At 49.6% G+C, this 24,696-nt stretch carries 22 protein-coding genes and 2 tRNA genes; 1 reads left to right on the top strand and 23 read right to left on the bottom strand.

Going from position 1 to position 24,696, the window contains the following annotated elements; genetic code table 11:
- Positions 1–23 precede the first annotated feature (23 nt).
- The 10 genes from rpmE to OLM33_07640 form a co-directional block, all read right to left on the bottom strand.
- Entirely contained in the window at positions 24–263 is a 240-nt protein-coding gene (gene rpmE, locus OLM33_07685; protein MCW1713538.1) for a 50S ribosomal protein L31, read from the bottom strand.
- 256 nt (positions 264–519) lie between these two features.
- Entirely contained in the window at positions 520–3,114 is a 2,595-nt protein-coding gene (gene polA / locus OLM33_07680; protein ID MCW1713537.1) for a DNA polymerase I, read from the bottom strand.
- A gap of 363 nt (positions 3,115–3,477) precedes the next feature.
- Complete coding sequence (gene gltX, locus OLM33_07675) at positions 3,478–4,815, bottom strand: glutamate--tRNA ligase (protein ID MCW1713536.1); 1,338 nt, start codon at positions 4,813–4,815, stop codon at positions 3,478–3,480.
- A 481-nt stretch (positions 4,816–5,296) separates the two neighbouring features.
- Complete coding sequence (locus tag OLM33_07670; protein ID MCW1713535.1) at positions 5,297–7,000, bottom strand: glutamine--tRNA ligase/YqeY domain fusion protein; 1,704 nt, start codon at positions 6,998–7,000, stop codon at positions 5,297–5,299.
- Between the two features lie 299 nt (positions 7,001–7,299).
- Positions 7,300–8,301 carry a hypothetical protein gene (locus OLM33_07665; protein ID MCW1713534.1) on the bottom strand — a complete coding sequence of 334 codons (1,002 nt, stop codon included), beginning with the start codon at positions 8,299–8,301 and terminating at the stop codon, positions 7,300–7,302.
- A gap of 23 nt (positions 8,302–8,324) precedes the next feature.
- Positions 8,325–8,642 (bottom strand): hypothetical protein, encoded by a 318-nt coding sequence (locus OLM33_07660; protein MCW1713533.1) that lies wholly within the window; start codon positions 8,640–8,642, stop codon positions 8,325–8,327.
- Entirely contained in the window at positions 8,639–10,000 is a 1,362-nt protein-coding gene (locus tag OLM33_07655) for a hypothetical protein (GenBank protein MCW1713532.1), read from the bottom strand. The genes OLM33_07660 and OLM33_07655 overlap by 4 nt, the downstream gene beginning before the upstream one ends.
- 255 nt (positions 10,001–10,255) lie before the next feature.
- Positions 10,256–10,990, bottom strand: coding sequence for an energy-coupling factor ABC transporter ATP-binding protein (locus OLM33_07650; protein ID MCW1713531.1), 735 nt, complete (start codon positions 10,988–10,990; stop codon positions 10,256–10,258).
- Positions 10,987–11,772, bottom strand: a complete 786-nt coding sequence (locus OLM33_07645; protein MCW1713530.1) for an energy-coupling factor transporter transmembrane protein EcfT — start codon at positions 11,770–11,772, stop codon at positions 10,987–10,989. Before OLM33_07645 ends, OLM33_07650 begins: the two co-directional genes overlap by 4 nt.
- Positions 11,769–12,761, bottom strand: coding sequence for an energy-coupling factor ABC transporter permease (locus OLM33_07640; GenBank protein MCW1713529.1), 993 nt, complete (start codon positions 12,759–12,761; stop codon positions 11,769–11,771). The genes OLM33_07645 and OLM33_07640 overlap by 4 nt, the downstream gene beginning before the upstream one ends.
- A 312-nt stretch (positions 12,762–13,073) precedes the next feature.
- On the opposite strand from OLM33_07640, the gene OLM33_07635 reads away from it, so the two are divergent.
- Positions 13,074–14,303, top strand: coding sequence for a dicarboxylate/amino acid:cation symporter (locus OLM33_07635; protein MCW1713528.1), 1,230 nt, complete (start codon positions 13,074–13,076; stop codon positions 14,301–14,303).
- Positions 14,304–14,814: 511 nt separating this feature from the next.
- Here the strand turns inward: OLM33_07635 and OLM33_07630 are convergent.
- The 13 genes from OLM33_07630 to OLM33_07570 form a co-directional block, all read right to left on the bottom strand.
- Positions 14,815–14,891, bottom strand: a tRNA-Arg gene (locus OLM33_07630).
- A 13-nt stretch (positions 14,892–14,904) separates the two neighbouring features.
- Positions 14,905–15,000 (bottom strand) — tRNA-Ser (locus OLM33_07625).
- Positions 15,001–15,056: 56 nt separating this feature from the next.
- Complete coding sequence (locus OLM33_07620) at positions 15,057–16,097, bottom strand: SurA N-terminal domain-containing protein (protein ID MCW1713527.1); 1,041 nt, start codon at positions 16,095–16,097, stop codon at positions 15,057–15,059.
- A gap of 723 nt (positions 16,098–16,820) precedes the next feature.
- A complete protein-coding gene (gene ribF, locus OLM33_07615; protein MCW1713526.1) occupies positions 16,821–17,747 on the bottom strand; it encodes a riboflavin biosynthesis protein RibF in 927 nt (308 codons plus the stop codon).
- A gap of 1 nt (position 17,748) precedes the next feature.
- Positions 17,749–18,675, bottom strand: a complete 927-nt coding sequence (gene truB / locus OLM33_07610) for a tRNA pseudouridine(55) synthase TruB (protein MCW1713525.1) — start codon at positions 18,673–18,675, stop codon at positions 17,749–17,751.
- Positions 18,650–19,645 (bottom strand): bifunctional oligoribonuclease/PAP phosphatase NrnA, encoded by a 996-nt coding sequence (locus OLM33_07605; protein MCW1713524.1) that lies wholly within the window; start codon positions 19,643–19,645, stop codon positions 18,650–18,652. Before OLM33_07605 ends, truB begins: the two co-directional genes overlap by 26 nt.
- Positions 19,638–20,018: a 30S ribosome-binding factor RbfA gene (rbfA, locus tag OLM33_07600; protein ID MCW1713523.1), complete on the bottom strand. Its 381-nt coding sequence runs from the start codon at positions 20,016–20,018 to the stop codon at positions 19,638–19,640. Before rbfA ends, OLM33_07605 begins: the two co-directional genes overlap by 8 nt.
- Entirely contained in the window at positions 20,005–20,316 is a 312-nt protein-coding gene (locus tag OLM33_07595; GenBank protein MCW1713522.1) for a DUF503 domain-containing protein, read from the bottom strand. The genes rbfA and OLM33_07595 overlap by 14 nt, the downstream gene beginning before the upstream one ends.
- Before the next feature lie 9 nt (positions 20,317–20,325).
- Complete coding sequence (gene infB, locus OLM33_07590; GenBank protein MCW1713521.1) at positions 20,326–22,356, bottom strand: translation initiation factor IF-2; 2,031 nt, start codon at positions 22,354–22,356, stop codon at positions 20,326–20,328.
- Entirely contained in the window at positions 22,334–22,684 is a 351-nt protein-coding gene (locus OLM33_07585) for a hypothetical protein (GenBank protein MCW1713520.1), read from the bottom strand. Before OLM33_07585 ends, infB begins: the two co-directional genes overlap by 23 nt.
- 1 nt (position 22,685) lies before the next feature.
- The gene (locus OLM33_07580) at positions 22,686–22,982 is read right to left on the bottom strand and encodes a YlxR family protein (GenBank protein ID MCW1713519.1); all 297 of its coding nucleotides are present in this window, start codon (positions 22,980–22,982) and stop codon (positions 22,686–22,688) included.
- Between the two features lie 6 nt (positions 22,983–22,988).
- Entirely contained in the window at positions 22,989–24,104 is a 1,116-nt protein-coding gene (nusA, locus tag OLM33_07575) for a transcription termination factor NusA (protein MCW1713518.1), read from the bottom strand.
- A gap of 74 nt (positions 24,105–24,178) precedes the next feature.
- A complete protein-coding gene (locus tag OLM33_07570) occupies positions 24,179–24,673 on the bottom strand; it encodes a ribosome maturation factor RimP (GenBank protein MCW1713517.1) in 495 nt (164 codons plus the stop codon).
- Positions 24,674–24,696 lie beyond the last annotated feature (23 nt).

The following is a 24,696-nucleotide window of genomic DNA, read 5'->3' as shown; positions in this document are numbered from 1 at the left end:
CATGCTCCCCTCGTGGGTGAAAGCTATTCTTCTGTACCCTCTTTTGCGCTCTTCTGTCCGTAGTTCATGCCTGCGTACTTCTGACGGAATTTCTCGAGTCGTCCGGCTTCTATTACGCGGCCCTTCTTACCTGTGTAGAAGGGGTGACATGCGTTGCAGATCGAAACCCTCATGTCTCCTGTGGTCGACCTGGTCTCGAATGTATTGCCGCAGGCGCAGGTGACCTTGCAGGTTTCATATTTCGGATGTATATCCTTTTTCAATGTATTGCACCTCCAGATGTTCTGATACGTCTAACATACAGCTGTACATTATATTGCAGGTTTCATAAAGACGCAAGTAAATTTACACTCTGTTTTTCCGATATGTTTGATTGAAAATGGAGAAGAATTTGCTGAGCATGGCTGAGCGGTAATTGAACAGTTGTAAAGGCGGTCAAACGATCGTCAAACGTTGTCAAACAATAGTGAAACGGTCGTATGGGCCTTAAGGTAGTGCCTATCTTGCCGGCCTCTTTTTTTACACTTTGCTCAGCGAATTTCCCCGTTTGGGTTCGGCCTTTACAGGTACGTTCAGCACATCGACGCCCTCCATGACTTCTACCAGCCTCTTTTCAAGCATGTCAGCATCTTCCTGCATACATTCGCAGACGATCGAGTCATGTATCTGAAGTACTGTTTTCGCCCCTTTGAACTCTTCACTGATGACCTTGTCGAACCTCATAATGGCTATTTTGGCGATGTCAGACGCGGCGCTCTGTATGGGAGTGTTTACTGCCACCCTGTCTATGGGGTTGTTGCCTCTTCCGGCAGTTGTTGCAACCTCGGCGAGCGGCCTTATGCGCCCGAATATCGAACGAGTATAGCCGGCCTCCTTTGCTTCCCTTACACTCTTTTCAAGATAACCTTTAACGTTTGGAAGGACGCTGAAGTACCTTTCGACCATCGCGGCCGCTTGTGGCCGTGATATGCCGAGCCTCTGAGCGAGTCCGTGGGCACCCATGCCGTAAAGCAGCCCGAAGTTGACCACCTTGGCGAACCTTCTCTGTTCCTGGGTTATCTCTTCAGAAGGAAGTCCGAATACCCAGGAGGCCGTCTCCATATGAACGTCACGTCCCTCGGAGAATGCGCTTACCAGCATCTTCTCTCCGGAAAGATGAGCAAGCACCCTTAGCTCTATCTGTGAATAGTCTGCCGCGACAAAGATTTTTCCTTCGCCCGAGGGTATAAAGCAGTCCCTGAACCTCGAAGCCCATCTGCCGAATACCGGCATGTTCTGAACGTTGGGATCCCTGCTTGAGAGGCGACCGGTGCCGGTGGAAAGGTGGTCAAAGGTGGAGTGGATCATCCCATCTCCCTCTTTTGCTGCAGCAAGGAAAGGCTGCACAAAACCGGACAGTATTTTTGCCTCTTCACGGTACTCTATTATCTTGTTCGGAACATCGCAAAGCGGCTCCGGGAGCCGAGCCAGCTCCTCAAGGACACTCATGTCGGTAGAATATCCGGTCTGTGTTTTCTTTATAGGAGGCAGGTGGAGATGTTCAAAGAGCAGCCATCCAACCTGCTTTGGTGAGTTAAGGTTAATACTTTCCCCCACTAATTTTTCAATATCATTCTCTGACTGCGCGATAGCTTTTGCCAGATCCTTCTCCATCGAAACAAGTCTGGCTGTGTCAGCATATATTCCGTTCCGTTCCAGGTTGGCAAGGGCTGCCGAAAGAGGAAGGTCCAGCTCAGTCATAAGTTTGTCCAGGCCGAATTTCATTATTTCAGGCTCGAATGCATCCCACATTGCAAAAAGCTCCGAGGCAAGCTCTTTCCCTGTGGGAAGTTTTCTGCCCAGAGTCTTCTCTATCGCGCTCCCGCCTCTGTCTGGGTGCAGAAGGTAATGAGCCACCTCAACATCCTTTATCCTTTCCGCAGGGGGCAGCGGAATGTCATATTTTGCAAGCATTTCCCTGTATCCGAAGAGAGTAAGGCTGCCTTTTCCGCACCAGGCAGACCACTTACCCATGGTATCGTTTTCGTCAGGGTCAAGCACGGCGCTCCTGCCCGCTTTATCAAAGAGACAGAAAACAGTTTTTCCATCGATCGCCGCAGATATTGCAAGTTCCGGCGCCTCGAAAAGATCATCATATCCTGTTTCAAGGCTCTCAGGTGTAGCTCTTATCTCGATCATAGGTGTAACTGCCGGGCCTTTATTCTTCAGATTTACAGCAGGTTTCTTCATACTTATTTTACTTGATAGGGTTTTAGTTCCCAGCATCATACGCTCCATAAGCCTCCTAAGGCTTAATCTTGTACACATCTCCGCCAGGATCTCTTCGTCAGGGTCTTTCATGATAAGCTCTTCAAGAGGCACGCTTTCGGTCAGCTGTGGAATTATCAGGTCCCTGCTGGAATAGGCCAGTTCTCTGTTCTCTTCAAGCTTTGACCTTCTGCCCTTCGGCATTTCGTCCAGGTTTTCAAAGATGCCTTCCAGAGAGCCGAATCTGCCGATAAGCTCCTTCGCCGTCTTGTCCCCTATGCCTGGTACTCCGGGGATATTGTCGACTGCGTCCCCTACAAGTGCAAGATAATCGGCCATTGCCTCCGGTCTGAACCCATATTCATCTACAAAATTTTCCTTGTCATATACCTTAAAGTCGCTTACTCCTTTTGAGGGGCGGATTATCTTTATGTTGCCGTTTATGACCTGGAAGAGGTCCTTGTCGGCGGAAAAGATAGAGACGTTCCATCCCTCATCCGAAGCGCTTTTGGCAGTTGAGACTATGTAGTCGTCGGCCTCCATGCCATCCCTTACGAACACAGGTATGCCCATGGCCCTGCTTATGTCGATTATAAGCGGCAGCTGTACCTTAAAACCCTCCGGCGTAGGCTTCCTGCCCTCCTTGTACTCCTTAAAGAGTTCGTGACGCCTCGTAGGCCCCTTAGGATCAAAGAAGAGGCCCACCCTATCAGGTTTCCACTTGTCAAGCCCATTCAGAAGCATTGTGGTGAATCCTACAACGGCGTTGGTAGGTGTCCCGTCAGCAGCTGCCAGAGTCTCGGGAAGCGCGTAAAATCCCCTGAAGGCAAGCCCGTGCCCGTCTATAAGAAGCATGTCTTTGCTCATAATTACCATCCTCTGCATAATAAAAGGTTACTTCATCCATGTACGCAATACATTGTAAATGCAAGGGAAGAGAGAGACAACGTGAGGCCAAAGGCCGCGGGGAATTTGCATCCCCCGGGCTGCGGAGAATTCGCGACACTCGTCGCTGGAGAATTTGCATCGCTTCGCATCGCGGAAAATTGCGGCCAAAGGCCGCGGAGTTGCAATCTTTAAGGATTATGGTCCAATTCAACTCAGCGTGATCCTTGCTGCAAATTCCCCGCAGCGCAGACGCTGCAAATTCACCGCGTCAAGATTTTCGTCGCAAATTCACCGGCGGACACATTCTCCGGCTGTTTTCACAGCCGCTCGGCCGCCTTATCTTTAGACCAGTCCGTAATAAGCCAGCCTTTTCCGGCACTCTTCTTTTCCGAGCTGTGCGGCTACTTCGAATACACCTGGGCTGACTTTTCTTCCTGTCAGTGCCCATCTGAGAGGGAGAGCTACCTCTTTCATGCTGCTTTCGTTGACTTCGACCCAAGATTTTGTGAAGGCTTCCATGCCCTCTGAGGTGAAGTTTTCTGTATCAAGCAGTTCCCCGTAGAATTTCTTGAGGACGGGACGGCGCTCTTCCTGTATGTCGTCTGCCTTGTATCTCTCCTTTACGGCGTCAAAGCTGATGAAGTAGTCGCTGTATTCGGCGAGCTGGAGCGTTGTCTGGCCTCTGCCGCCCATTGCCTGAAGGGAGGAGGCGAGGTAATCGTCTGAATAGCCGCTGATATCGAATCCCATGTCTTTCCAGAATGGCTTGATTATCTCAAGGAGTTTAATTGGATCCATGATCTTCATCTGTTCCTGGTTGATGTGGTTGAGCTTGTCCATGTCCAGTACCGCGGGTTTCTTTGTTACAGAGGAGAGTTCGAAGAGCTTAATGGCCTCCTCGCGCGTAAAGACCTCCTGTCCGTTCTTAGGCGACCATCCAAGCAGCGCAAGGAAATTGAATACTCCATCGGGGAGATATCCGAGATCGTTGTACTCGAAGACGCTCGTAGCACCCTGTCGTTTGGAAAGTTTTTTCTTGTCCTTGCCAAGGATCATGGGGAGGTGAGCAAAATTAGGGGCCTCGAACCCAAGGGCCTGATAGATCAACAGCTGCTTGGGAGTGTTGATTATGTGGTCCTCTCCGCGGATGACCATGTTTATGTTCATCGTATAGTCGTCTATAACAACGGCGTAGTTATATGTTGGCATGCCGTCCCTTTTGAGGATGACGATATCCTTGATCGTTCCGTCCTGACTGACTGAGGCATTCTCGCTCATCACCTCAATATGCCCGTATACTTCATCATCAAAGGTGACAAGCTTACCTGATGGGACTTTAAAGAGGACTGCCCCGTCGTCTTTATAGGCAAGTCCGGCTTCCATGAGCCGGTCTGCGTATTTCGTATATGACTCCATCCGTTCAGACTGTCTATAGGGACCAAACTTTCCGGGCTTGTCGGGGCCTTCGTCCCAGTCAAGCCCCATCCATCTCATACCATCCATTATCGACCGCTCGTACTCAGCGGTCGAACGTTCTTTGTCTGTGTCTTCTATACGGAGTACAAAAGTCCCCCCGTTGTGGCGGGCGTACAGCCAGTTAAAAAGGGCTGTGTGAGCTCCCCCTATATGAAGTGATCCTGTGGGGCTTGGAGCAAATCTGACGCGGACATTACTTGACATCCTAAAGACCTCCGGTAGTTTTTTAAATGCGGCTGAGCGTTTGTAAAGACTGGCAAGCAATAGTTTAAAAATACTGTCAAACTATGGCCAAACGGTTGTCAGACAGTCGTTTTAAAATGCGGCTGAACTGTTGTCGGTTGTCGAGCAATAGCTGAGCAGTCGTAAAACCGTAAAATCAACCATTCCCGTCTTCCCCGAGTGGGTCAATCGATCCAGAGTGTCTCTAGGTTCTGACTATGACAGGGTTTATCGGCTCTAAACCCAAAGCCGCTGGATTCCCGATTTAAGCATTCGGGAACGACGGTACTTTTGGATTCTTTTTCAAAGCCTGAATTCTCCGCGATGCGAAGCGATGCAAATTCTCCGCGACCGGTTTTGTCGCAAATTCCCCGTGGCATGATCCTTGCCGTAAATTCACCGCAGTCGAGAGACTACAAATTCCCTGAACTTACAACTGCATAGCGATTGCTCAGCGAAGTTTTTATCTATTCTGCTTCCCCCACGAATCCTTTAATGGAACCGTCAGGTTGAAAACAGGTTTGTCTGCCGTGCTTCCGTTATCTGCGCAGAAATAGCCGTGGCGAAGGAACTGGAATTTATCCATTGGTTTTGCCTGAGCCAGGATGGGCTCTAGCAAGGCATCTTCGATCACAACAAGCGATTGGGGGTCAAGGTAATCCTTGTAGTCCTTCCCCTCTTCCATATCGCTCATGTTTTTAAGGGTGAAGAGGTGCCCGTAGAGGTTGACCTTAGCTTTAACCGCTTCTCCCGCCCATGCCCAGTGGAGGGTCCCCTTTATCTTCCTGCCGTCGGGGGCGTCTCCTCCCCTGCTCTCCATGTCGACCGAGCAACGGAGCTCGACAACTTCTCCATTTTCATCCTTGATAACTTCCCTACATTTGATAATGTAAGCATATTTGAGGCGGACCTCTTTGTCAGGAGCCAGACGGAAGAAGCCCTTCACAGGTTCCTCCATGAAGTCGTCGCGTTCAATATATATCTCTTTCCCGATCCTGACCTTTCTGCTTCCGGCATTGTCGTCTTCTGGGTTGTTTTCGGCCTCAAGCTCGTCAACAAAATCCTCGGGCCAGTTCTCCAGGACGACCTTAAGAGGACGGAGCACGGCCATTCCCCGTTGCGCTGTCCTGTTGAGCTCTTCTCTCAGACAGTGCTGCAGAAGTTCGACCTCGACCATGCTGTCCGCCTTTGCAACACCGATCTCTCTGCAGAATCGCCTGATGGACTCGGGAGTATACCCCCTGCGCCTGAATCCGCAGATGGTGGGCATCCTTGGGTCATCCCACCCTGATACGATCCCCGTCGTGACCAGTTCCAGCAGCTTCCGTTTGCTCATAAGCGTATATGTGAGGTTGAGGCGCGCAAACTCGTACTGATGGGGTACGTGCGGAACGTCAACGTTCTCTATGAACCAGTCATAAAGCGGCCTGTGATCCTGGAATTCCAGTGTGCATATAGAGTGTGTGACACCCTCTATGGCATCCTCATATCCGTGCGCGAAGTCGTACATCGGATAGACGCACCACTTGTCTTCGGTCCTGTGATGGCTTCTCTTAAGTATCCTGTAGATAACGGGATCCCTCATGTTGAGGTTGCTGCTGGACATGTCTATCTTAGCGCGCAGCACCCTCGAGCCCTCTTCAAACTCACCTTCAGTCATCCTCATAAAGAGCTCCAGGTTTTCCTCAACGCTTCTGTTCCTGAAGGGAGAGTCCTCTCCGGGCTTTGTCAGCGTGCCCCTATTCTGCCGCATGTCCTCAGCGTTCTGATCATCAACATAGGCTTTGCCTGCCTTGATAAGATCTATCGCCCACCGGTGAAACTGATCAAAGTAATCAGAGGCGTAGCAAAGGTTGGCCCATTCGAATCCGAGCCACCTGACATCTTCCATGATGGATTCGACGTACTCGGTCTCCTCTTTCGCAGGATTCGTGTCGTCGAAACGAAGGTTGCACTCTCCGCCGAACTGTTTCGCAAGTCCAAAGTTAAGGCAGATCGATTTCGCATGCCCGATGTGCAAATAGCCGTTGGGTTCAGGCGGAAATCGGGTAATGATGCTCTCCACCAATCCGTTTTCAAGGTCTTTTGTAATTATCTCTTCAAGAAAGTTAAGGCTCTTTGTTCCATCGTCAGAAGCCATTGTAAATTCCTCCAATACTGCTTTCATTATTGCTGATCAAAGCATGTCAAATACAAAGTTTACCATATAAAACCAATCATGCCACCAGCCGTTAAAGCAAGCGGATAATGCTCCCGCCGGTGAATTTGCGACGAAAATCCTGTCGCGGTAAATTTGCAGCAAAGATCACGTTGCGGTGAATTGGACCATATAATTCTTAAAAATTGGATCTCCACGGCCTTTGGAGGCAATGCTCCGCGATGCGAAGCAAATTCTCCACAGCATAGAAGTTGCAAATTCCCAGCGGATGAAGTTCCTCCCCGACTTAAGAACAGCTCAGCCATGTCTCAGAACGCCGCTGTTTCCATTGATATCTTTATTCCCTCATATACGACCAGAAGTGTCGCTGTAACTGTCAGTATTATATATAGCCATGTTCCGCAGCTCTTTATTTTGATCGATCTTTCAAGCAGCTCATGCACTTTCCAGCAGAGAGTGACTCCGAATACCCTGATCAACAGTACCGTTGACCAGAATGCTGCAAAGTTGACCGACTGGGCCCACCATGAGATGCTGAATCCGGCATTGAGTCCCTTGAAAAAAACCCACGGGAAAAATATGTGAGTCACCAACGCTACCACAAGAAAAGCTCTGAATATTGACCAAAGCTGGAGCGTCGACCTAGGCGCTCCGTTGAAGTCCGGAAGTTCGCAGTTTTCAAGCAGAGAACAGCCGAAACCGGCGTTGCTGTGAGGTATACGGCTGAATATTACAAAAATGAACATCAGTGTACCGGTAAGTGAAAAAGGCACTGATGCTGACATGTGTTGAGCTTTCGTGAAAGTGTTGAGGCTGAACGGGTCTCCCTGAACTCCGCTTGCCGAATAGTAAAAACCTATTGATACAAAAGCAGCCATCATCGGCACGATAAGGCCGATAAGCTCATTCATCATCCTCTTTGCAGTTGCCTCGGCGGCGGGAGTTCCAAGTGACAGGACTGAGAGTATCGCCAGTGTCTCCGAAAGGAGAGCAAACTGCAGTATCTGCATGAGGTCTCCTCCGTTGTCCATAACAGGTACAAAAGAAAAGAAAGGTATGCTTGCTGCAATAGGGATCAGTCCGGCAAGAGCCAGGCAGGGCAAGTATATCGAAAGCCTGACCGCAGCGTTCTCCGGAAGACTTACAGGGACCGTAATGGACCTGAAGATATCACGAAGAGGGATAAACGAGACGACCGTGCCGCGCCTGCTCAGGCTTTTGCTTGACAGAAATGTATGGATGGCCTCAGCGAAAAGTGCTACGGCAAGCGTTACCAGCATCAGTACCCATGATGAAAAATATCCAAGCAAACTAATGAACAAGTTCTGCATTTTTATTCGACCCCGCTGCCAGAAAAGAGCGCAACTGCAAAAAGGAGGAAGAGTAAGACCATCGAAAGAAGGTGCAAAAAGGGGAAATCAAACCATGGTCCCATTATTTTGCTTCTCAACATTGCCGTCCTCTGTTCAGATATAACTTCGTCTTGATCTTCTCCGTACTCGCGCATCTTTTTGCTGCTTATAAGGTTCCCGCCTGTTTTCTTTTTGATCACATAAATCAAAAAACAAAAAATGACCGCGGATAAAAGAAATATCTTTATCCACGCAGTAAAATTCCAAATGAAATAGCCTGTCTCCAGTGTCGAGATCATTCGGAATTTCCTCCCTGATGGATAGCGTTGACCAGCTGTCCCTTGTTAAGGAGGGAATAGACAGACGGAGAGACCATTGAGTTTATGAAGAGCGAAGGTGTTATCGTCGAATAAAATAGGAATACAAAAAGCATTATCAGGGGTATCATCACCTGAATATCACCGTTCCTGACCTTTTCTGCGGCCTCCGTAGGTTTTCCGAACATTACCCTTGATATGTACCTGACTGAGATCAAAAGGATCAGCATTGCTGAGACCAGAAGAAAGATAGTCAAAAGAGGTGTTACGTAACTGGAAGATCTGTACAGAAACTGCTTTGCCGGGAAACCGACAAACGGCGGAATACCTGCAATAACGCATATCGCAAAGAAAAACGCGGCTCCTGACAGCGGTATCTTCCTGAATAGCCCTGTATGCTGCCACATCTCACCGTCCTCGGTCTGCTGCTTTAATGTGCAGCAAACGAATGACAGCGCCGCAGATGTCGGAAGAAAAAGTATCCACATGGCCACCATGCTTTCTATGGCTCCAAAACCATATTCGGCAGCTGCCTGCGCGGTGTATGTCCCGCTTATGCTGATCCCCATCGACAGCATGAGGAATCCTTTCATAAAAAGTTCGACAGCCTCAGCAAATTTAACCGGGTCTTTTTCATTTGCTGTAAGTATCAGTGACACGAATATCAAAACCAGTCCGAGCAATATAAAAAGATTCGGTATCTTTTCAAGTCCCGGCAGTGGACCATAGAGAGAAAAGACGATCCTGAAGACAACAAAAAGTGCCGCCTGCGCCCTAATGGCAAAAAATACCCTTTTTGATCCATCTGTCACATACGAGGAAGATTTTACAAAGAGGAAAAGAAGCGGGACCACAAGAAAAGCATATGCTAATTTTTCGTTGGTTCCAAGTTTTATTATAGTTGATAAAACTGCAATATTTGTTGTCCTATAATTATAATAAAGTATAATTGATCCTGTTAAAAACATCAGCATAGCCGTGATCCTTGAAATGTAATACCATAAAAGCTCCCTAAACTTTTCTTTAGTTTTTATGATCCCATAAATAAGTCCGGATGCCCCGATCTGCGAGATCAGTATGAAAAAAAAGAGTGAAAAGATCCCTCCGGAGTAAAAGATCCCCTGTATTCCGGCAAGTGTCGTCAGGAAAAAACTTACTTTCGAAAGGTTTAACGTGTCATTTTTATCAGCCATTGCAGCAAGTCCCGCAATGAAGGCAACGCACCCCATCAGAAAGGCTGACATGGCTCCAAATACATCGACCTGCAAAACCGCTTTTATGAGCATTGGACTGCCAGGAGAGAGTGTTTGCGACCAACCTCCGCTGCTGAGTACAAACAATTCTGTTCCCCCCTTGTCCATACCCGTCCATACTGACCATGAAAGTATGATGTTCGCAGTAAGAACAACGATGAAAAATATCTTTAGAGGCCTCAGATTAATATCGCAAACAAAATCCGCACCTTTGTGCCAGCACTTTATTTTTTTGTATAGAAAAAAACCAAAGGGGACAAAGGCTGCTGCGAGAGGCAACAGCAGGCACAGTACGGGTAACGGTATTCCTGGCAGTGATCTGTATAAAAACATTTTTATCTCCTAACTTGAACGCCCTGCAAAGCTTAATGGCAGTTCCAGCCCGCACGATCTCATATACTCTCTGTCGCTGAGAACTCCGGGGACTTCACCGTCGCTCTCTATCTTTCCATTTTTCATTATGATCACCCTTTTACAGACATCCAGCACCATGTCCAGGTCATGCGTGGCGATCACAGCGGTCATCTCTGTCTTGCCGATGATACTTATAAGCCGGCACCTGCTCCTGGGATCAAGCCCCGAAGTAGGTTCGTCAAGTAGAAGCGTTTTCGGCTTCATTGCGAAAAGTCCCGCCAGTGCAGCAAGAGTCTTTTCCCCGCCGGAGAGCTTCCATGGCGCTTTTTTTGAAAGTTCCTCGATCCCCGTATCATGAAGCGCACCCTCGACCCTTGATGCCACTTCTTTCTCGCTTAGGCCTAGATTGCGGGGGCCAAAAGCAACATCCTCCCAAACTGTCGGCAGGAAGAGCTGATCGTCAGGATCCTGGAAGAGAAGTCCCGTCTCTTTTCTCATCGACCTTACCGTATCCCTGTCAAAACTCTTGCCCAAATAAGCTATCCTTCCCTTTAAGGGAGTAAGGCATCCCATCATGAGCATCAGAAGGGTAGATTTGCCCGAACCGTTTGCTCCTGCGATCCCTAGTACATCACCCTCGCTTACCGAAAAGGAAAGTTCGTCGAGGGCTTTTGTGCCGTCCGGGTAAGAATAGCAGATTTTTTCGATTTCAAAAACCTTCAAATTACACACCTTACAGTCAGATCGCCAATAGCCCTTGAAATGTCAAAGAACCTAACGACCAGAAAATATGCCGTCCAAAAGATCCCAAATATGATATCCTGCCGCGACAGCCTGTTCATATCACGTTTTCCCCGCCAAAGGGCCCCGTCGAACCCCCTGCACAAAAGGGCATTGTGTATCTTCTCAGATCTGCTGACCGAACGCATAAGCAGCGGTCCGCATACGTTGCCTGCGTTTGACAGTGTTATTTTGCCACCCCTGAATACCCTGGCCCTTAGGGTGTTGTGCGCCTCTTCCACAATAAGCCTTATATAGCGGTTCAACAGAAAAAGCTGGGTAGCAAGCACTTCCGGCAGGCCCGCAGCGGCGGCGCACCTGCATAGTCCGTCGAAACCCGCAGCAGATACCATTATAAGCGTCGAAGCCGTGATCATCAGAAATTTTATCATTAATGAAAAAAAGGATATCCATCCCCTTGAGATAATGATCCCAAGGTGCTCTGTACCGATCCTGTCAAAAAATGGGTTCCATATCCCTATAAGGATCACGAAAGGCATCACTGCTGTCATCTTTCTGAAAAGATCCCTGCCTGATACGCCTGAGAAAAGACCGACGAAGATCGGATAAGCGGCAAGTGGAATGATCCTAAGAGTCTGATACCTGTCAAAGGAAACAACGGTTATGATGTAGGCTGAAGTCAAGCATAACAACAACATTGGGGAGAGGGCTGTCTCTCTCCTCTCGTCATATATTTCTGTCCTGTAAAGATCCCTGAGCCTCACTGACGGTTTTTTCTTTTGCTGAACATCATTCCCATGAAGACTGCAAACGTCAGGGTAATGATGCTGCCCACAATACCGGAGACCGTTGTCCCCATATTTTCGGAATATGTTTCCCCCTTGATGGAATAATCGGGCAGGGGCGCGATCATATCCTGGAGGGAAGAGAGTAGTGAGTGGATAAGGGTATGAGGTGCATCCAGCTCCGCGGTTCCCGTTACATTTACTATCGACCACTCCAGCCCGTCAGGGGAAGAAGATGCGTACCAGGCAAAAAAGCCACCTGTCAGTAATGCCAGTACCGAAAAAACAGCCACAGCACGCTTCATTCCATTTTCCGGCTTATCTGGGCTTCCGCCGTTAAGGACCTCCGGCATTCTTGCATATACATATATGATCACCATTGCCGTAGCAAAACCTTCAACTGCGCCTATCGCGAAATGTACAGGAAGCATCAGCATCATAAATACTCCGACCGGAAGGGCGGTAATCCGGGAAAGTGTCGTCTGGAGGACCACAAAGAATGCGCCCATCAGAAGCCCTGCCACCGAAGCTGAGATCGCTCCGGACATTATGCCTTTGGGTCCATCCACCCTCTCTGTTATCCTTTTATAAATGTGGGGATATGCTATGAAACAGGGGAAAAAACCCATGTTGAAAATGTTGCATCCCAATGCAAGCAGACCGCCGTCGGCAAAGAAGAGAGCCTGTACTGTCAATATGGAGACCATGGAAAGGAATGCCCTTTCCGGACCCAGCAGTATTGCCAAGAGGAGCCCTCCTCCGATATGTCCGCTCGAACCTGTTCCAGGGATCGAGAAATTTATCATCTGAGATGCGAAGACAAATGCGGCTAAGACACCCATAAGCGCCGCACCTCCGCTCATGTTGTCATTCTTTGCCGCAGCGGAGCTTTTTGCCGTCAGAAATGCGCTCGCAGCCCAAAATAACCCTCCAACGGCAGGAGAAACAAGCGCGTCAGCCATATGCATTTTTAAACATCTCCTTTAACTGTTGACAGGGCCTCTATGAGACCCGTCCCCTATTATAAGGCAGGATGCCGGTCAAGAGCTAAAAAGAAGCCCGGAACCAGCCTGATGCCTGCAATTATCAGCATGGGGCGTTAAGATTATAACAACCATAAACAACTAAGAAAAGTTTTAAGTTCTTTAAATCATTTGCAGTTTTTTACCTCTCGATCTTAGATTTATGCTAAAATCAACGTAAGAGATATAGGGCTGTATCTCTAAAAACTTTTGGATTCATCTTTATCAAAAATCATAATCTCATAAGGAGTGAAACGAATGCAGAATAAGAAGGAAATGCCACTTATCTGGAAGATCGCGATCGGGTTCGTGATAGGTATCGTGCTTGGCTTTGTGATCGGGCCGATGCAGCAGTCAAGCACTTTCATCTCTAATTTCCTTATACCTCTCCTCGACCTCATCGGTAAGATCTTCCTCGGTCTATTGAAAATGCTCATCGTTCCCCTTGTCTTTGCCAGTATCATCACAGGCGCAGCGTCGATAGGCGATCCTAAAGTGCTTGGGCGCATAGGGATCAAGACAATACTTCTATACCTTTCCACTACTGTCGTAGCAATATTCTTTGGGCTCGTTCTAGGCAACATCATACAGCCCGGATTGGGACTCAGCATTGAAGGAGCTGCCGGTGAAGCCAAGGCGGCGGCCGGAATGGTAGATGTCCTGATGGGGATCATCCCCGTCAACCCGCTGCAGGCCCTTGTAAGCGGTTCAATGCTCCAGATCATAGTATTCGCTCTATTCCTCGGCGTATCGGCCACATTGATCGGTGAAAAGGGAAAGGCCTTCCTTAAGTTCAACGAGTCTTTGGCTGAAACCATGTACAAGATGACCGGGATCGTTATGAAATTCGCACCGCTCGGCATCCTCGCATTGATCGCAGTAACTGCGGCTAAGTACGGTCCTGCCGTCCTTGCCCCCTTCGCAAAGGTCATATTTGCCGTTTACCTTGGCTGCGCTCTTCAGGCTGTCGTTGTTTACTCGAGCCTGATCATGGCCGTAGTGAAAAAATCACCGCTCTGGTTCTTTGGCGGAGTTAAAGAGGCAATGCTTGCAGCCTTCGTTACCCGCTCGAGCTCGGCGGTCCTTCCGATATCCATGAGAAACGTACAGGATAATCTCGGAGTCTCTGAGAAAGTTTCCTCATTCGTCCTTCCGCTCGGCGCTACCATCAACATGGACGGAACAGCACTATATCAGGGTGTATGTGCCCTCTTTGTAGCACAGGCCTTCGGGATCCCTCTTTCAATGGGAGCCCAGGTAGGCATCCTTATCACAGCTACTTTGGCTTCGATCGGTACAGCCGGAGTGCCCGGAGCAGGACTGATAATGCTGTCCATGGTCCTCACTTCAGCAGGGCTTCCCATTGAGGGTATCGGCCTTGTGGCAGGCATTGACGCAGTCCTGGACATGGCCCGAACCTCCATCAACGTGACCGGGGACATGTGCGTATCAGCAGTCGTCGCCAGATCCGAAGGAGAAAAGTTCTAACTTACCATCGATCCGGCCGGCAGTTCCGTCTCTTGACGGAACTGCTTTTTTTTGTATTAAGCTATAAGTAATCTAAAGCTCATTACTCAGCAAGGGGTTGTTGTGAAGCTGCCGTAAAGTCTCCGGCGTGAAACGGTTGTGAAACAGTGGTGAAGCAGTTGTTTAAGATAAAACAATAATTCAGATGTCTTTAAAAACAATTGCTTCACAATTGTTTCACGGCGATAAAGATCGCCGCTTCACGCGGCATTTCTTCTGCCGCAGTTACAGAATTGCATGTCGGTAAGTCAGCGCCGCGCTTTTAGATTTTAGCGATACCTTCACCAATATCGCAATTGGGGCAGATCGCGAGTGATGACGACGCAACTTGTGATGCTCCGAACCGAGGCGTATATTAATACGTTGAGGTGATGGAGCATCGCATGTTGCTAAGTCAGCGCCGCGAGATGCCCCAATTGCATACAAAAATCCCCGAGGGATTAGACACCCCTCGGGGATTTGTTGCTTTCAATGGCGCGCCGGACAAGATTTGAACTCGTAACCTTCGGATCCGTAGTCCGATGCTCTATCCAGTTGAGCTACCGGCGCAGTTCGTTATTGATGGCGGTGAGGCAGGGATTTGAACCCTGGAGGGCGGTTTTGGCCACCCTACCCGCTTAGCAGGCGAGCGCCTTCAGCCTAGCTCGGCCACCTCACCAACAGGGGCTATTTTATTTCTCCTTACCGGCTTTGTCAATACCTTTGACAGCGCTGTTACTGCTTATCTTCAGATTTCGCCTCAGGATCAACATCAGCTGACGCAGTCGCGGGGAAGATCTCCGGATCAAGGACCTTTACCTTAGCCCTCTTGAGAAGTTCTTCGTAGAACTGCTGCTGCTTTTCCTGTGCCTTCTGGCTCCTTATCATGGCAACGACATCTGCACTGACTTCTTCGTAGCTCAGCTGCTTCTCAGCCTCTTTGCTCCTCTTGATAGCAAGATAAGAATCACTGCTGGTCACCGGCATAACAGGAGAGACCTTGTTGAAAGGAAGGGCCTTGAGAGCCGCAAGTGAATCGACCATCATCTGCTCAGTTATCAGCACCGGCTTGTCGTAAGGAGTCGAAGACATTATGTCGGACTTGTGTGATTCCATTACCTTATCCCAGCCCTCTCCCCCTTCAAGGGACTTCTGCGCAGCCTCGGCAGCTTCGTTGCTCCTGAAGGTGGCGAGGTTTACTTTGAAGCCTGCAGGCTGCTTGTACATAAATGTCTTTGCAGAGTCATAGAACTTGCGGGCTTCGTCGTCAGGGACACTTATCTCAGCCGAAAGGGCATCCATGACTTTCTTCTGCGAGATCTGTTTTTTTAAGTCGTCCTTTATCTGCTTCTCGGTGATACCCGAACGTTCCATAAAAGCCTTGAACTCTTCTCTGGTGGGATAACTGTCCATTATGTTTTTGTAGGCTTCCTCGATCTCGTCCCCGGTCACATCGATTTTGCGGCTTTTGATCTCCTTTTCAAGCTCGGCTTCTATCGCCGTACTGTCGAGGATCGCCTTTCTCATAAACGGGATGTCTGCAGACGTTACTTCTCTGTCAGAACCAAGCTGTTCAGCAAGCTGCATCGTTCCTTTTTCAATGTCAGAACGCATGACGTCTTTCCCGTCTATTTTCGCAACAGCATAGTCTTTCGAACCGTCAGCGCTTCTGCCGGATCTGGCATACAGTCCATATCCTGCGAAACAGGAAAGCACGAACAAAAGTATTACTGCTATCATTATCGCCTTCACATGTGACCTTAGATATCTTAACAAGGAAAATCGTCCTCCTTCAAAATAAAAAGCCTGGGTGCGATCGGATGGCACATCCGATGTGAAACTGCGGTGCTCAGCACCGCGTGAAACAATGGTGAAGCGGTTGTAAAGACTGGCAGTTGGCAAGCAGTCGTAAAAATCGGCTGAGCGGGTTGCTGAGCAATAGCTAAGCGGTCGCTAAGCAGTTGTAAAATCTAAAAACCTTTAAACCGAAGCCGCTGGATCCCGATTTAAGCACTTGGGGATACGAGTGTCTCTGAACTTAGTATTTCACCGGCTTTTCAAAACCTAACCAAAAGACGCTGGATTCCCGATCTCAAAGCGCATTCGAAATAGTTCGAATGCTAAGGAGTTTTTAGATGTTTCCTTAACAGGAAACGGCATTCTCCTGATCAGGGGGGAAGCGTCCGGAAACGACAGAGAGTTAGGCTAATGGCAGAAACAACGGTAATTTTGAGCCTCCGCGGCCTTTGGCCGCAATTCTCCGCGATGCGAAGCGAGCGAATTCTCCAGCAACCGAAGACCGCGAATTCTTCGCAGCCCAAAGGCTGCAAATTCCCCGACCCTGGCCCATGTGCCCTCACAACCGTTTGACTATCGTTTATCCGCCCTTAAACTGCTTAACTATCACTTCACGCCACCTTATTCGCAGCTTCACAATTGTATATGCAGTCTCACCTGACTTGTCACACCGGACAATAATACGTCAGCTGGCCCCGCCTGTCAAAGAGCCAGCCGGGCAAACTTATCCAGCATTTTGGCATTGTCCCTCATGTATTCGGCAGCTTTGCCTTTGGCATGTTTTATGTCTTTCTTCAGCTGATGGACAAGAGCATCTGCACCGGCAAATTTCATCTCTTCCCTGTTTCTGGAAATGATGTGAAGAGTTATCGTCTTCTCGTAAAGATCACCTTCAAAACCCACGATATGAGCTTCGCAGTGAAGGCCCCTTGCTGCTTCAAAAGTCGGGTTATATCCGATGTTCAGTGCAATGGGATACCAAAAGCCGTTTATATGTGAAAAACCGGCATAGCTGCCTCTTGCAGGATATATCTTGTTTGGCCTGAGTGAGAGGTTAGCAGTCGGAAAACCCAGCACCCTTCCCCTGCCGTCACCCTTTATGACTTTGCTTTGGATCATAAAGGGGTAGCCGAGCATTTCACACGCAGCCTCTACCTGTCCTCTCAATATAGCCTCCCGCACTGTCGTGCTGCTTACGATCCCGCCGTTCAGCCTGTAAGATCCTATCACGTCAAGGCTCCAGCCACGTTCTTCACATAATCCGGACAGCATCTCCGGGGTGCCTATCCTGGCTCTTCCAAACCGGAAGTTTTCTCCTATGACAAGCCCGTCTATCGGGACCCTCTTTGAGATGTGATCTAAAAAGTCCGCCGGAAGCATGTCTGCCAGTGTTATGTTGAATGGGATCTTGTCCACGACAGGAATATCAAGATACCTGATCAGCATTTCCCTCTCTTCGGGGGTAAAGAGAAGTTTGAATGAATCTTTATTAAAAAGCAGCTGCGGGTGTCCCTCAAAGGTAATGACTCCCCATTCCCTGCCAGACTTTATCGCACGCTCTCTAGCGGTCTCAAGCAGACGCTGATGACCGAGGTGAAATCCATCAAAGGCTCCTAGTGCAAAAATCATTTCAATTACTCCTGTCGCTGATTATGTTTACTGCAGGCAAAAGATCGTATGATCTGCAGTTGTCCCTGAATCTGCATATTGAAAATATCTTTCCGGACCTTACTACGACCTCTCCCGCTGTCGTCGACCATCGGGCAAAATTCTCCCTTTTAAGTTTCTGCAGTGGGACGTTAAGTCCGTTTATGAGCCTATCCGCCTCTTCCTCGCCGCAGAGGTATGTGGCAGCAGCCGGAGAAAGGCTTTCGACCCGGAGAAGATTATCTGTAATTTCTTCCCTTGCTCTCTCCTCAAGTGAGGCTGCATCGATCGCACCATCGACTTTAAATGGCCCGCAGCTCACCCTCTTAAGTTCACATACATGAGCTCCGCATCCAAGCATCCGTCCAAGGTCCCTTACGAAGCTTCTGATGTATGTTCCTTTCCTGCAGCTTATCCTGAATGAGACTCTGCCCTCTTCGGAGATCTCTCCCGTCCTGACAATGGAGCAAAAAAAGACCGGCTTCTTCTCAGTTTTTACCTCATGACCTTCCCTTGCAAGCTCATGTGCCCTGCGTCCATCGATGTGGACAGCTGATACATCCGGAGGGGCTTGCATCCTCCATCCCATGAAGGATGCGAGAACCAGGTCGATATCCTTTTCCTTTATTTGTCTCCATTCATCCCGTCTGATCACTTCGCCGGAAGCATCATCCGTCGATGTCTCGACACCCAGGGATGCTGTCGTCTCATAGCACTTGGGCATGTCCATTACGAAACTGCTGAGCCTGGTAGCTGCCCCTACAAGGATAATAAGAAGGCCGGAGGCCGTGGAATCGAGGGTTCCTCCGTGTCCTACTTTGGTCTTCCTGCCAAGCTTATTGCGCACCAACTCGACACATTTAGTGCTGCGCATATCTACCGGCTTACTTAGCAGCAAAAGTCCTGTCATGTATATATTTCTCCGCCTCTGACTTCACAGAGTCTATGACATCACAAAAGTTGCCCTCGATTTTAGCTCCTGCTGCCTGAAGATGGCCGCCGCCGCCGAATGCGGAGGCAATATCCCTGGCTGAGTAGGGCGCCTTTGTCCTAATGCTGACCTTGTTCTCTCCGTTAACTTCTGTCAGGAAGAGCGCCACCCTGACACCGGTGATCCGAAGCAGGACGTTGACCAGTCCGTCAACGGCGCTTGAGTCTGCTCCGGCGGAGGTGAAATCTTCCTTCCTCAGCCAAAAGAGAGCTCCACTGCCGTTGGAAAAGATCTCGGTCCTCGTGTAGGCGACTCCCCAGAGCTTAAGTATCTCGGGAGTCATGTTTTCGTTGACATACTCGTCAATGATCGCAGGCTCTACTCCAGCCTCCAGGAGCCTTGCCGCACAGAGGTGGCTTCTGGCCGTTGTCGTCCCAAACCTGAAATTGCCGTTGTCGGTGGAAAGACCTGTGTAAAGACAAATGGCCTCACGCTTTTCGATCCCCCACCCACCTTCGGTGAGCAGATCGGTTATTATCTCGGCTGAAGCCGACGCATCAGGATCGACCAGATTGAGTCTGCAGTAGAGATGATTGTCTCCGTGATGATCGATATTTATACTGTCGGCATATGAAAGGACCTCTTTCAGACCGGGCATGCTCCTCGCAGCAGTGCTTGTATCGACACAGATAAGCAGGGCATCCTTCACATCATCTCCCCTGATCTCTTTACAGCATTCGAAATCGTTGTAATAAGGAAGGAACCAATACCTTGAAGGTAAGGGATCCCTGCCCATTATACGTACGTTTTTCCCAAGCCTCTTTCCAAGCGAATAGAGCGCCAGCCCACAGCCGATAGTATCTCCATCAGGGTTCTCATGACAAAGGATCACCCATTTCTCGCCGGAGTCAAACTTTTCAATTATTTCTCTCATTGCTGCCTTACCCATTATCAGTTGTCTCCCGGTGGCTTTTTTCTGCTTCCATCGCGGCGACCCTGTCAAGCAGCTCGTCCATCGCTCTGGCCTTGGCTTCGGAATCATCATACAGGAAGTGAAATTCCGGTATCGTGCGAAGGTGCATCTCCCTGCCAAGCATAGATCTGATCTGTCCGGCAACGGAGTCAAGGGCATTCTGTATTTCTACGCGTCGGGAGGTGTCGATAAGGGTGTAAAAGACCTTTGCATAGCTTAGATCCTTTGACGTATTAACCTTTGTGAGGATGGCTTCACTGACGCCCTCTTTCTTTATGCGGCTCTGGAGCATCTCCGATATCGCCCTCAGAAACTCCTTGTTTATACGGTCTATCCTATAAGTCACCATAGGCGAAAACCTCCCAGTCAAAACGTACCGTCTCAAACTCTCCCTCCCCTTCCTTCCTTGCGAGAAAGCTCTCCAGATTCCTGAGCCTCTCTTCAAGTTCGGAAGGGGAAGACCCGGCTCCGGCAAAGCCGAGTTCTGCATCCTGCCATTTATCTGCAGGTCCCAGGTCGGAGCAAGAAAGGCTGAAACGGATCCGCACGCCGTCCACTATCGAGCGGACGATATGCCTCCGTTCCTTGAGGCTTCCCGCATAGGGCAGCCTCAGTGAACACTTGGCGACTCCTATCCAGAAAGGCATGTTTGTACCTTAGTCGAGAGTCTTCTTTTCCTTGACTATCTCGTAAGCTTCGATCACGTCGCCTACACGGAAGTCCTGGAACCTGTCAAAACTGAGTCCGCATTCATTGCCTGCGCGGATCTCCCTGACGTCATCCTTGAAGTGCTTGAGGCTTGAAAGCTCGCCGTTCCAGAAGACAACTCCGTCGCGTATCAGACGAACCTTAGCGCTCCTCTTGAGAAGGCCCTCCATGACACGGCATCCCGCTATATTGCCGACCTTAGGCACCCTGAACATCTCCCTTATCTCTGCGGTCCCAAGTGTGTTCTCGCGCAGTTCGGGCGCAAGCATACCTTCCATGGCGGCATGGACATCGTCCAGCATGTCATAGATGACCTGGTAGAGGCGTATCTGGATCCCTTCAGCTTCGGCGATCTTCTTAGCGTTGCTGTCCGGCCTTACATTGAAACCCACTATTATCGCGTTTGAAGCTGATGCGAGCATGACATCGGATTCCGAGATCCTTCCGACACCTTCATGAACAATATTTACAGTGACAGCTTCGGTGTTCATCTTCATGAGCGAAGAGTGGAACGCCTCAAGCGATCCCTGTACGTCTGTCTTCAGGACTATGCGCAGCTGAGGGACCTCTTCTGTCTGCATCTTTTCGTAGAGTTCCTCAAGGGTCAGACGCTTTGACTTGCCCTGGTCCTGCTCCCTTCTCTCAAGCTCATAGTGTGACATTATGTCGCGCGCTTCACGCTCGGATCCTATGACCGAGAACTTTTCTCCGGGCTGGGGCACGTTCTCAAGTCCGAGGATCTCAACGGGCATGCTTGGCCCCGCGCTGTCAACGTTACGTCCGGAGTCGTCGATCATTGCCCTGATCTTTCCCCAGGCTGTATCGGTGTGTATTATGTTCCCTCGGCGAAGCGTCCCGTTCTGTACTATGACAGTAGCTACCGGACCCTTTCCCTTGTCAAGGTTGGCTTCGATTACGGTCCCTTCGGGTGCCGCGTTCGGATCTGCCTTCAGTTCCTGCATTTCGGCGACCAGTATCACCATCTCAAGCAGCTGGTCTACGTTTACACCCGTTTTCGCAGCGACGTCCACCATGATCGTGTCCCCGCCCCACTCCTCAGGGACGAGTCCGTAATCGGAAAGCTGCTGGCGTACCCTCTCGGGCTTGGCTGCGGGTTTGTCTACCTTGTTGACAGCGACAACGATGGGAACTCCGGCCGCTTTAGCATGGTTCATGGCTTCTATGGTCTGGGGCATGATGCCGTCGTCCGCAGCGACTACAAGAATAGCGATATCAGTCACTTGTGCTCCTCTGGCGCGCATCGAGGTAAAGGCCTCATGGCCCGGTGTGTCAAGAAATACCAGGGTGTTTCCTTCATAATTTACCCTTGAGGCGCCTATGTGCTGCGTTATCCCGCCTGCTTCCTTCTCTGTCACTCTTGTCTTCCTTATGTAGTCCAGAAGTGTCGTCTTACCGTGGTCAACATGGCCCATGACAGTTATTATGGGAGGCCTGAAGGGCAGGTCGGAGGGGTCTTTGGCAACAGCTTCCTTCCCCTTTTTGATCCCTTTCTTGGCTGAAAGAGGCTTCTCTTCTTTCTTTACTTCCTTAGGTCCATGCCTCTCTTCAACGGCCTCTTGTCTTTCCAGCGTTCCGAATACGAAGTGCTTCTCGAAGCCTTTTCCAAGGATCTCAAGTATCTTCTCGTCTGCAGCAACTGTTGCAGGCACCATAAGTCCCTCTGACATCAGTATCCTGACCGCGCTTCCCGGCTTTTCACCGATGCTCGCGGCAACATCCGATACAGAGGCGCCTTCTTCGATCCTCACCACCGGATATGTAGTTATGGCCTCTACCGCTTTCTTTTCTTCCTCTTCTTTCCTTCTTTTGAGTTCCTCTTCGACCAGCTGGTAAACTTCCTCGTCGATCGAACTCATATGCGATTTGATGCTGACCCCTATCTCTGTAAGCAGGTCCACCATCTCCGTGTTGCTCATCTCAAACATTTTCGCGAGATTATATACTCTTATTTTGCTCATCGGCATCACTCCTGTCATAAATTGCCAAAACTTTTTTAGCCAGTCCGCCCTGAGGAAGTGCGACGACCTGTGCTGATCCTACCCCGAGATGTGATCCCAGGGCGGTCCTATCCGTATCATCCAATTTGAGCAGAACTGCTTCTCCGCGCTCCACCTTTGGCTTCAGTGAACGCAGAACACTTGCTGAACAGTCAGATGTAACTATGACTACCAGCTTTTCATTGTGTCTGCCGGCGGCAAATACATGATCCTGTCCTATCAGAAGGATCCCTGCTCTTCTGGAAAGCCCCAGTATATTCATCAGTTCCTCATTTTTTGACTGAGACATCTCAGGCCTCCCCATCTTCCCCGGCACAAAGCGCCAGCAGGCTGTCATATACATCTTCGCTGACCTCTGTCCTGAGGGCCCTCGAAAGGGCCTTTTTTTTCTTAGCGAGCACCACACAATCGCTGCACCTGCACAAATAAGCTCCGCGGCCATTCGCCTTCCCCGTGGAGTCATACTGAACTTCGCCCTCTGGAGTCCTTATGATCCTCATAAGTTCCCGCTTGGGAGACTCTTCGCCGCATCCTACGCAGGTGCGGGGACGCTTTCTCTTATCAGTCCTGCGTTCCTCACCCGCCATGGTCCTCTATCCTTCGTCTTCCTGATCCTCGATGACGCTGCTAAGATCCTCGAAAAGATCTTTCATCGTCGGAAGCTTTTCATCTTCTTTGACCTTGATGTCTATCTTCCAGCCGGTAAGCCGCGCCGCAAGCCTGACGTTCTGTCCGGCCTTCCCTATGGCCAGAGAGAGCTGGTCGGAACGGACATAGACAAGTACAGAGCGGTCCTGGTCGAGCAGAGGTTCTATCTTAAGCACCTTCGCGGGAGAGAGGGAATTCCTGATATATGTAAGGATATCCTGGCTCCAGACGATGATGTCTATCCTTTCTCCGTGCAGTTCGTTGCTGATCGACTTGATGCGGGCTCCTTGCTTGCCCACGCAGGCACCCAGCGGTTCGACGTTCGCATCAAGGCTCGCCACGGCAATTTTGGCGCGGGTCCCTGCCTCCCTGACTATGTTGCGGATCTCGACCACGCCGTCCTGTATCTCCGGCACTTCAAGTTCAAGCAACTTGTGAAGGAGCTTGGGATGGGTCCTCGAAACGATTATACGCGGGCCCCTCGTGGTCTGTCTTACGTCAAGCAGATAGAACTTCATCCTTGAGCCGGGAAGGCATTTCTCTCCGATAATCCGCTCTTCCTTGGGCATTATAGCTTCAGTCTTCTCGTTGAGACGGACAAGGATCTGATCACCTTCAGCCTTGAATATCGTCCCTGTGATTATGTTGCCGATCTTGTCCGAGAACTGCTCGTAGATCACCTGGCGTTCTGCATCCTTCAACCTTTGTATGATCACCTGCCGGGCAGTCTGTGCAGCGATACGGCCAAAGTCTTCCGGAAATACTTCCTTCCTTATAACATCGCCGACCTCTACGTCGTCGTTTCCCCTCCGTTTTGCCTCGGCTATGGATATCTCCGATTCATCGGACGTCTCACCGTCTACGACCATCCTCACCTCATAAAGGGTGAAATCGCCGCTCTCAAGGTCGATGTGGACCTCCGCCGTCTGATTCCCGCCCTTGTACTTCTTATAAGCAGATACCATTGCGGCCTCAAGGCTTGCTACAATGATCTCTTCTGAAAGCCCCTTCTCTTCCTCTATCTGCTTAAGCACTTTCCTGATGTCTTTCCCAAGCTGCATCTATTTAGACTCCTCTCATGAATTATTCCGTCGCGCTAATTCTTTTTTGTAAGAAGCAGGCTTATTTAAGGCTCCTACTTTTTCTTTATCTTTTTGAAAGTCTTTTTCTGCCCCTTTTCCTCTTTATATACGAGCTTCCCCTTTTTTATGTCAGAAAATGGCACCAAACTCTCTCCGTCTGCTGAAAGAAGATGGACTCTGCTCTCTTCATCAACGCCGTTTATGATCCCCGAAACCTTTTTGCCGCCCTTCAGCAAGATCTGAGCTTCTCTGCCTGAAAAAGCCCTGTAGTCCTCCAAAGTGAAAAGGGGCCTTTCGATACCGGGTGAACTCACTTCAAGGTAATATCTCTCCGGAAGGTAACTTTCCATTCCGTCAAGATAAACGTTGACCTCCCTGGCGACCGCCTCGCAGTCCGAAAGGTTGACTCCTCCGGGAAGGTCTACATAGATGCGGAGGATCTTCATCTCGTCCTCGGTCACGTTCTCAAGCCCGACACAGTCGTAACCCAGCGACTCGATCCGTTCTCTCAGTCCGCTGTAAATGTCGTTGAGGCTGAACTTTTCCATCAGGCACCCCCCTTAAAGCAAGA

The organism is Synergistaceae bacterium DZ-S4 (genome assembly GCA_025943965.1).
GTDB classification, from domain to species: Bacteria; Synergistota; Synergistia; order Synergistales; family Synergistaceae; genus Caenicola; species Caenicola nitritireducens.
Note: the sequence above shows the minus strand (reverse complement) of the source record. Positions and strands in the feature narration are given on the sequence as shown.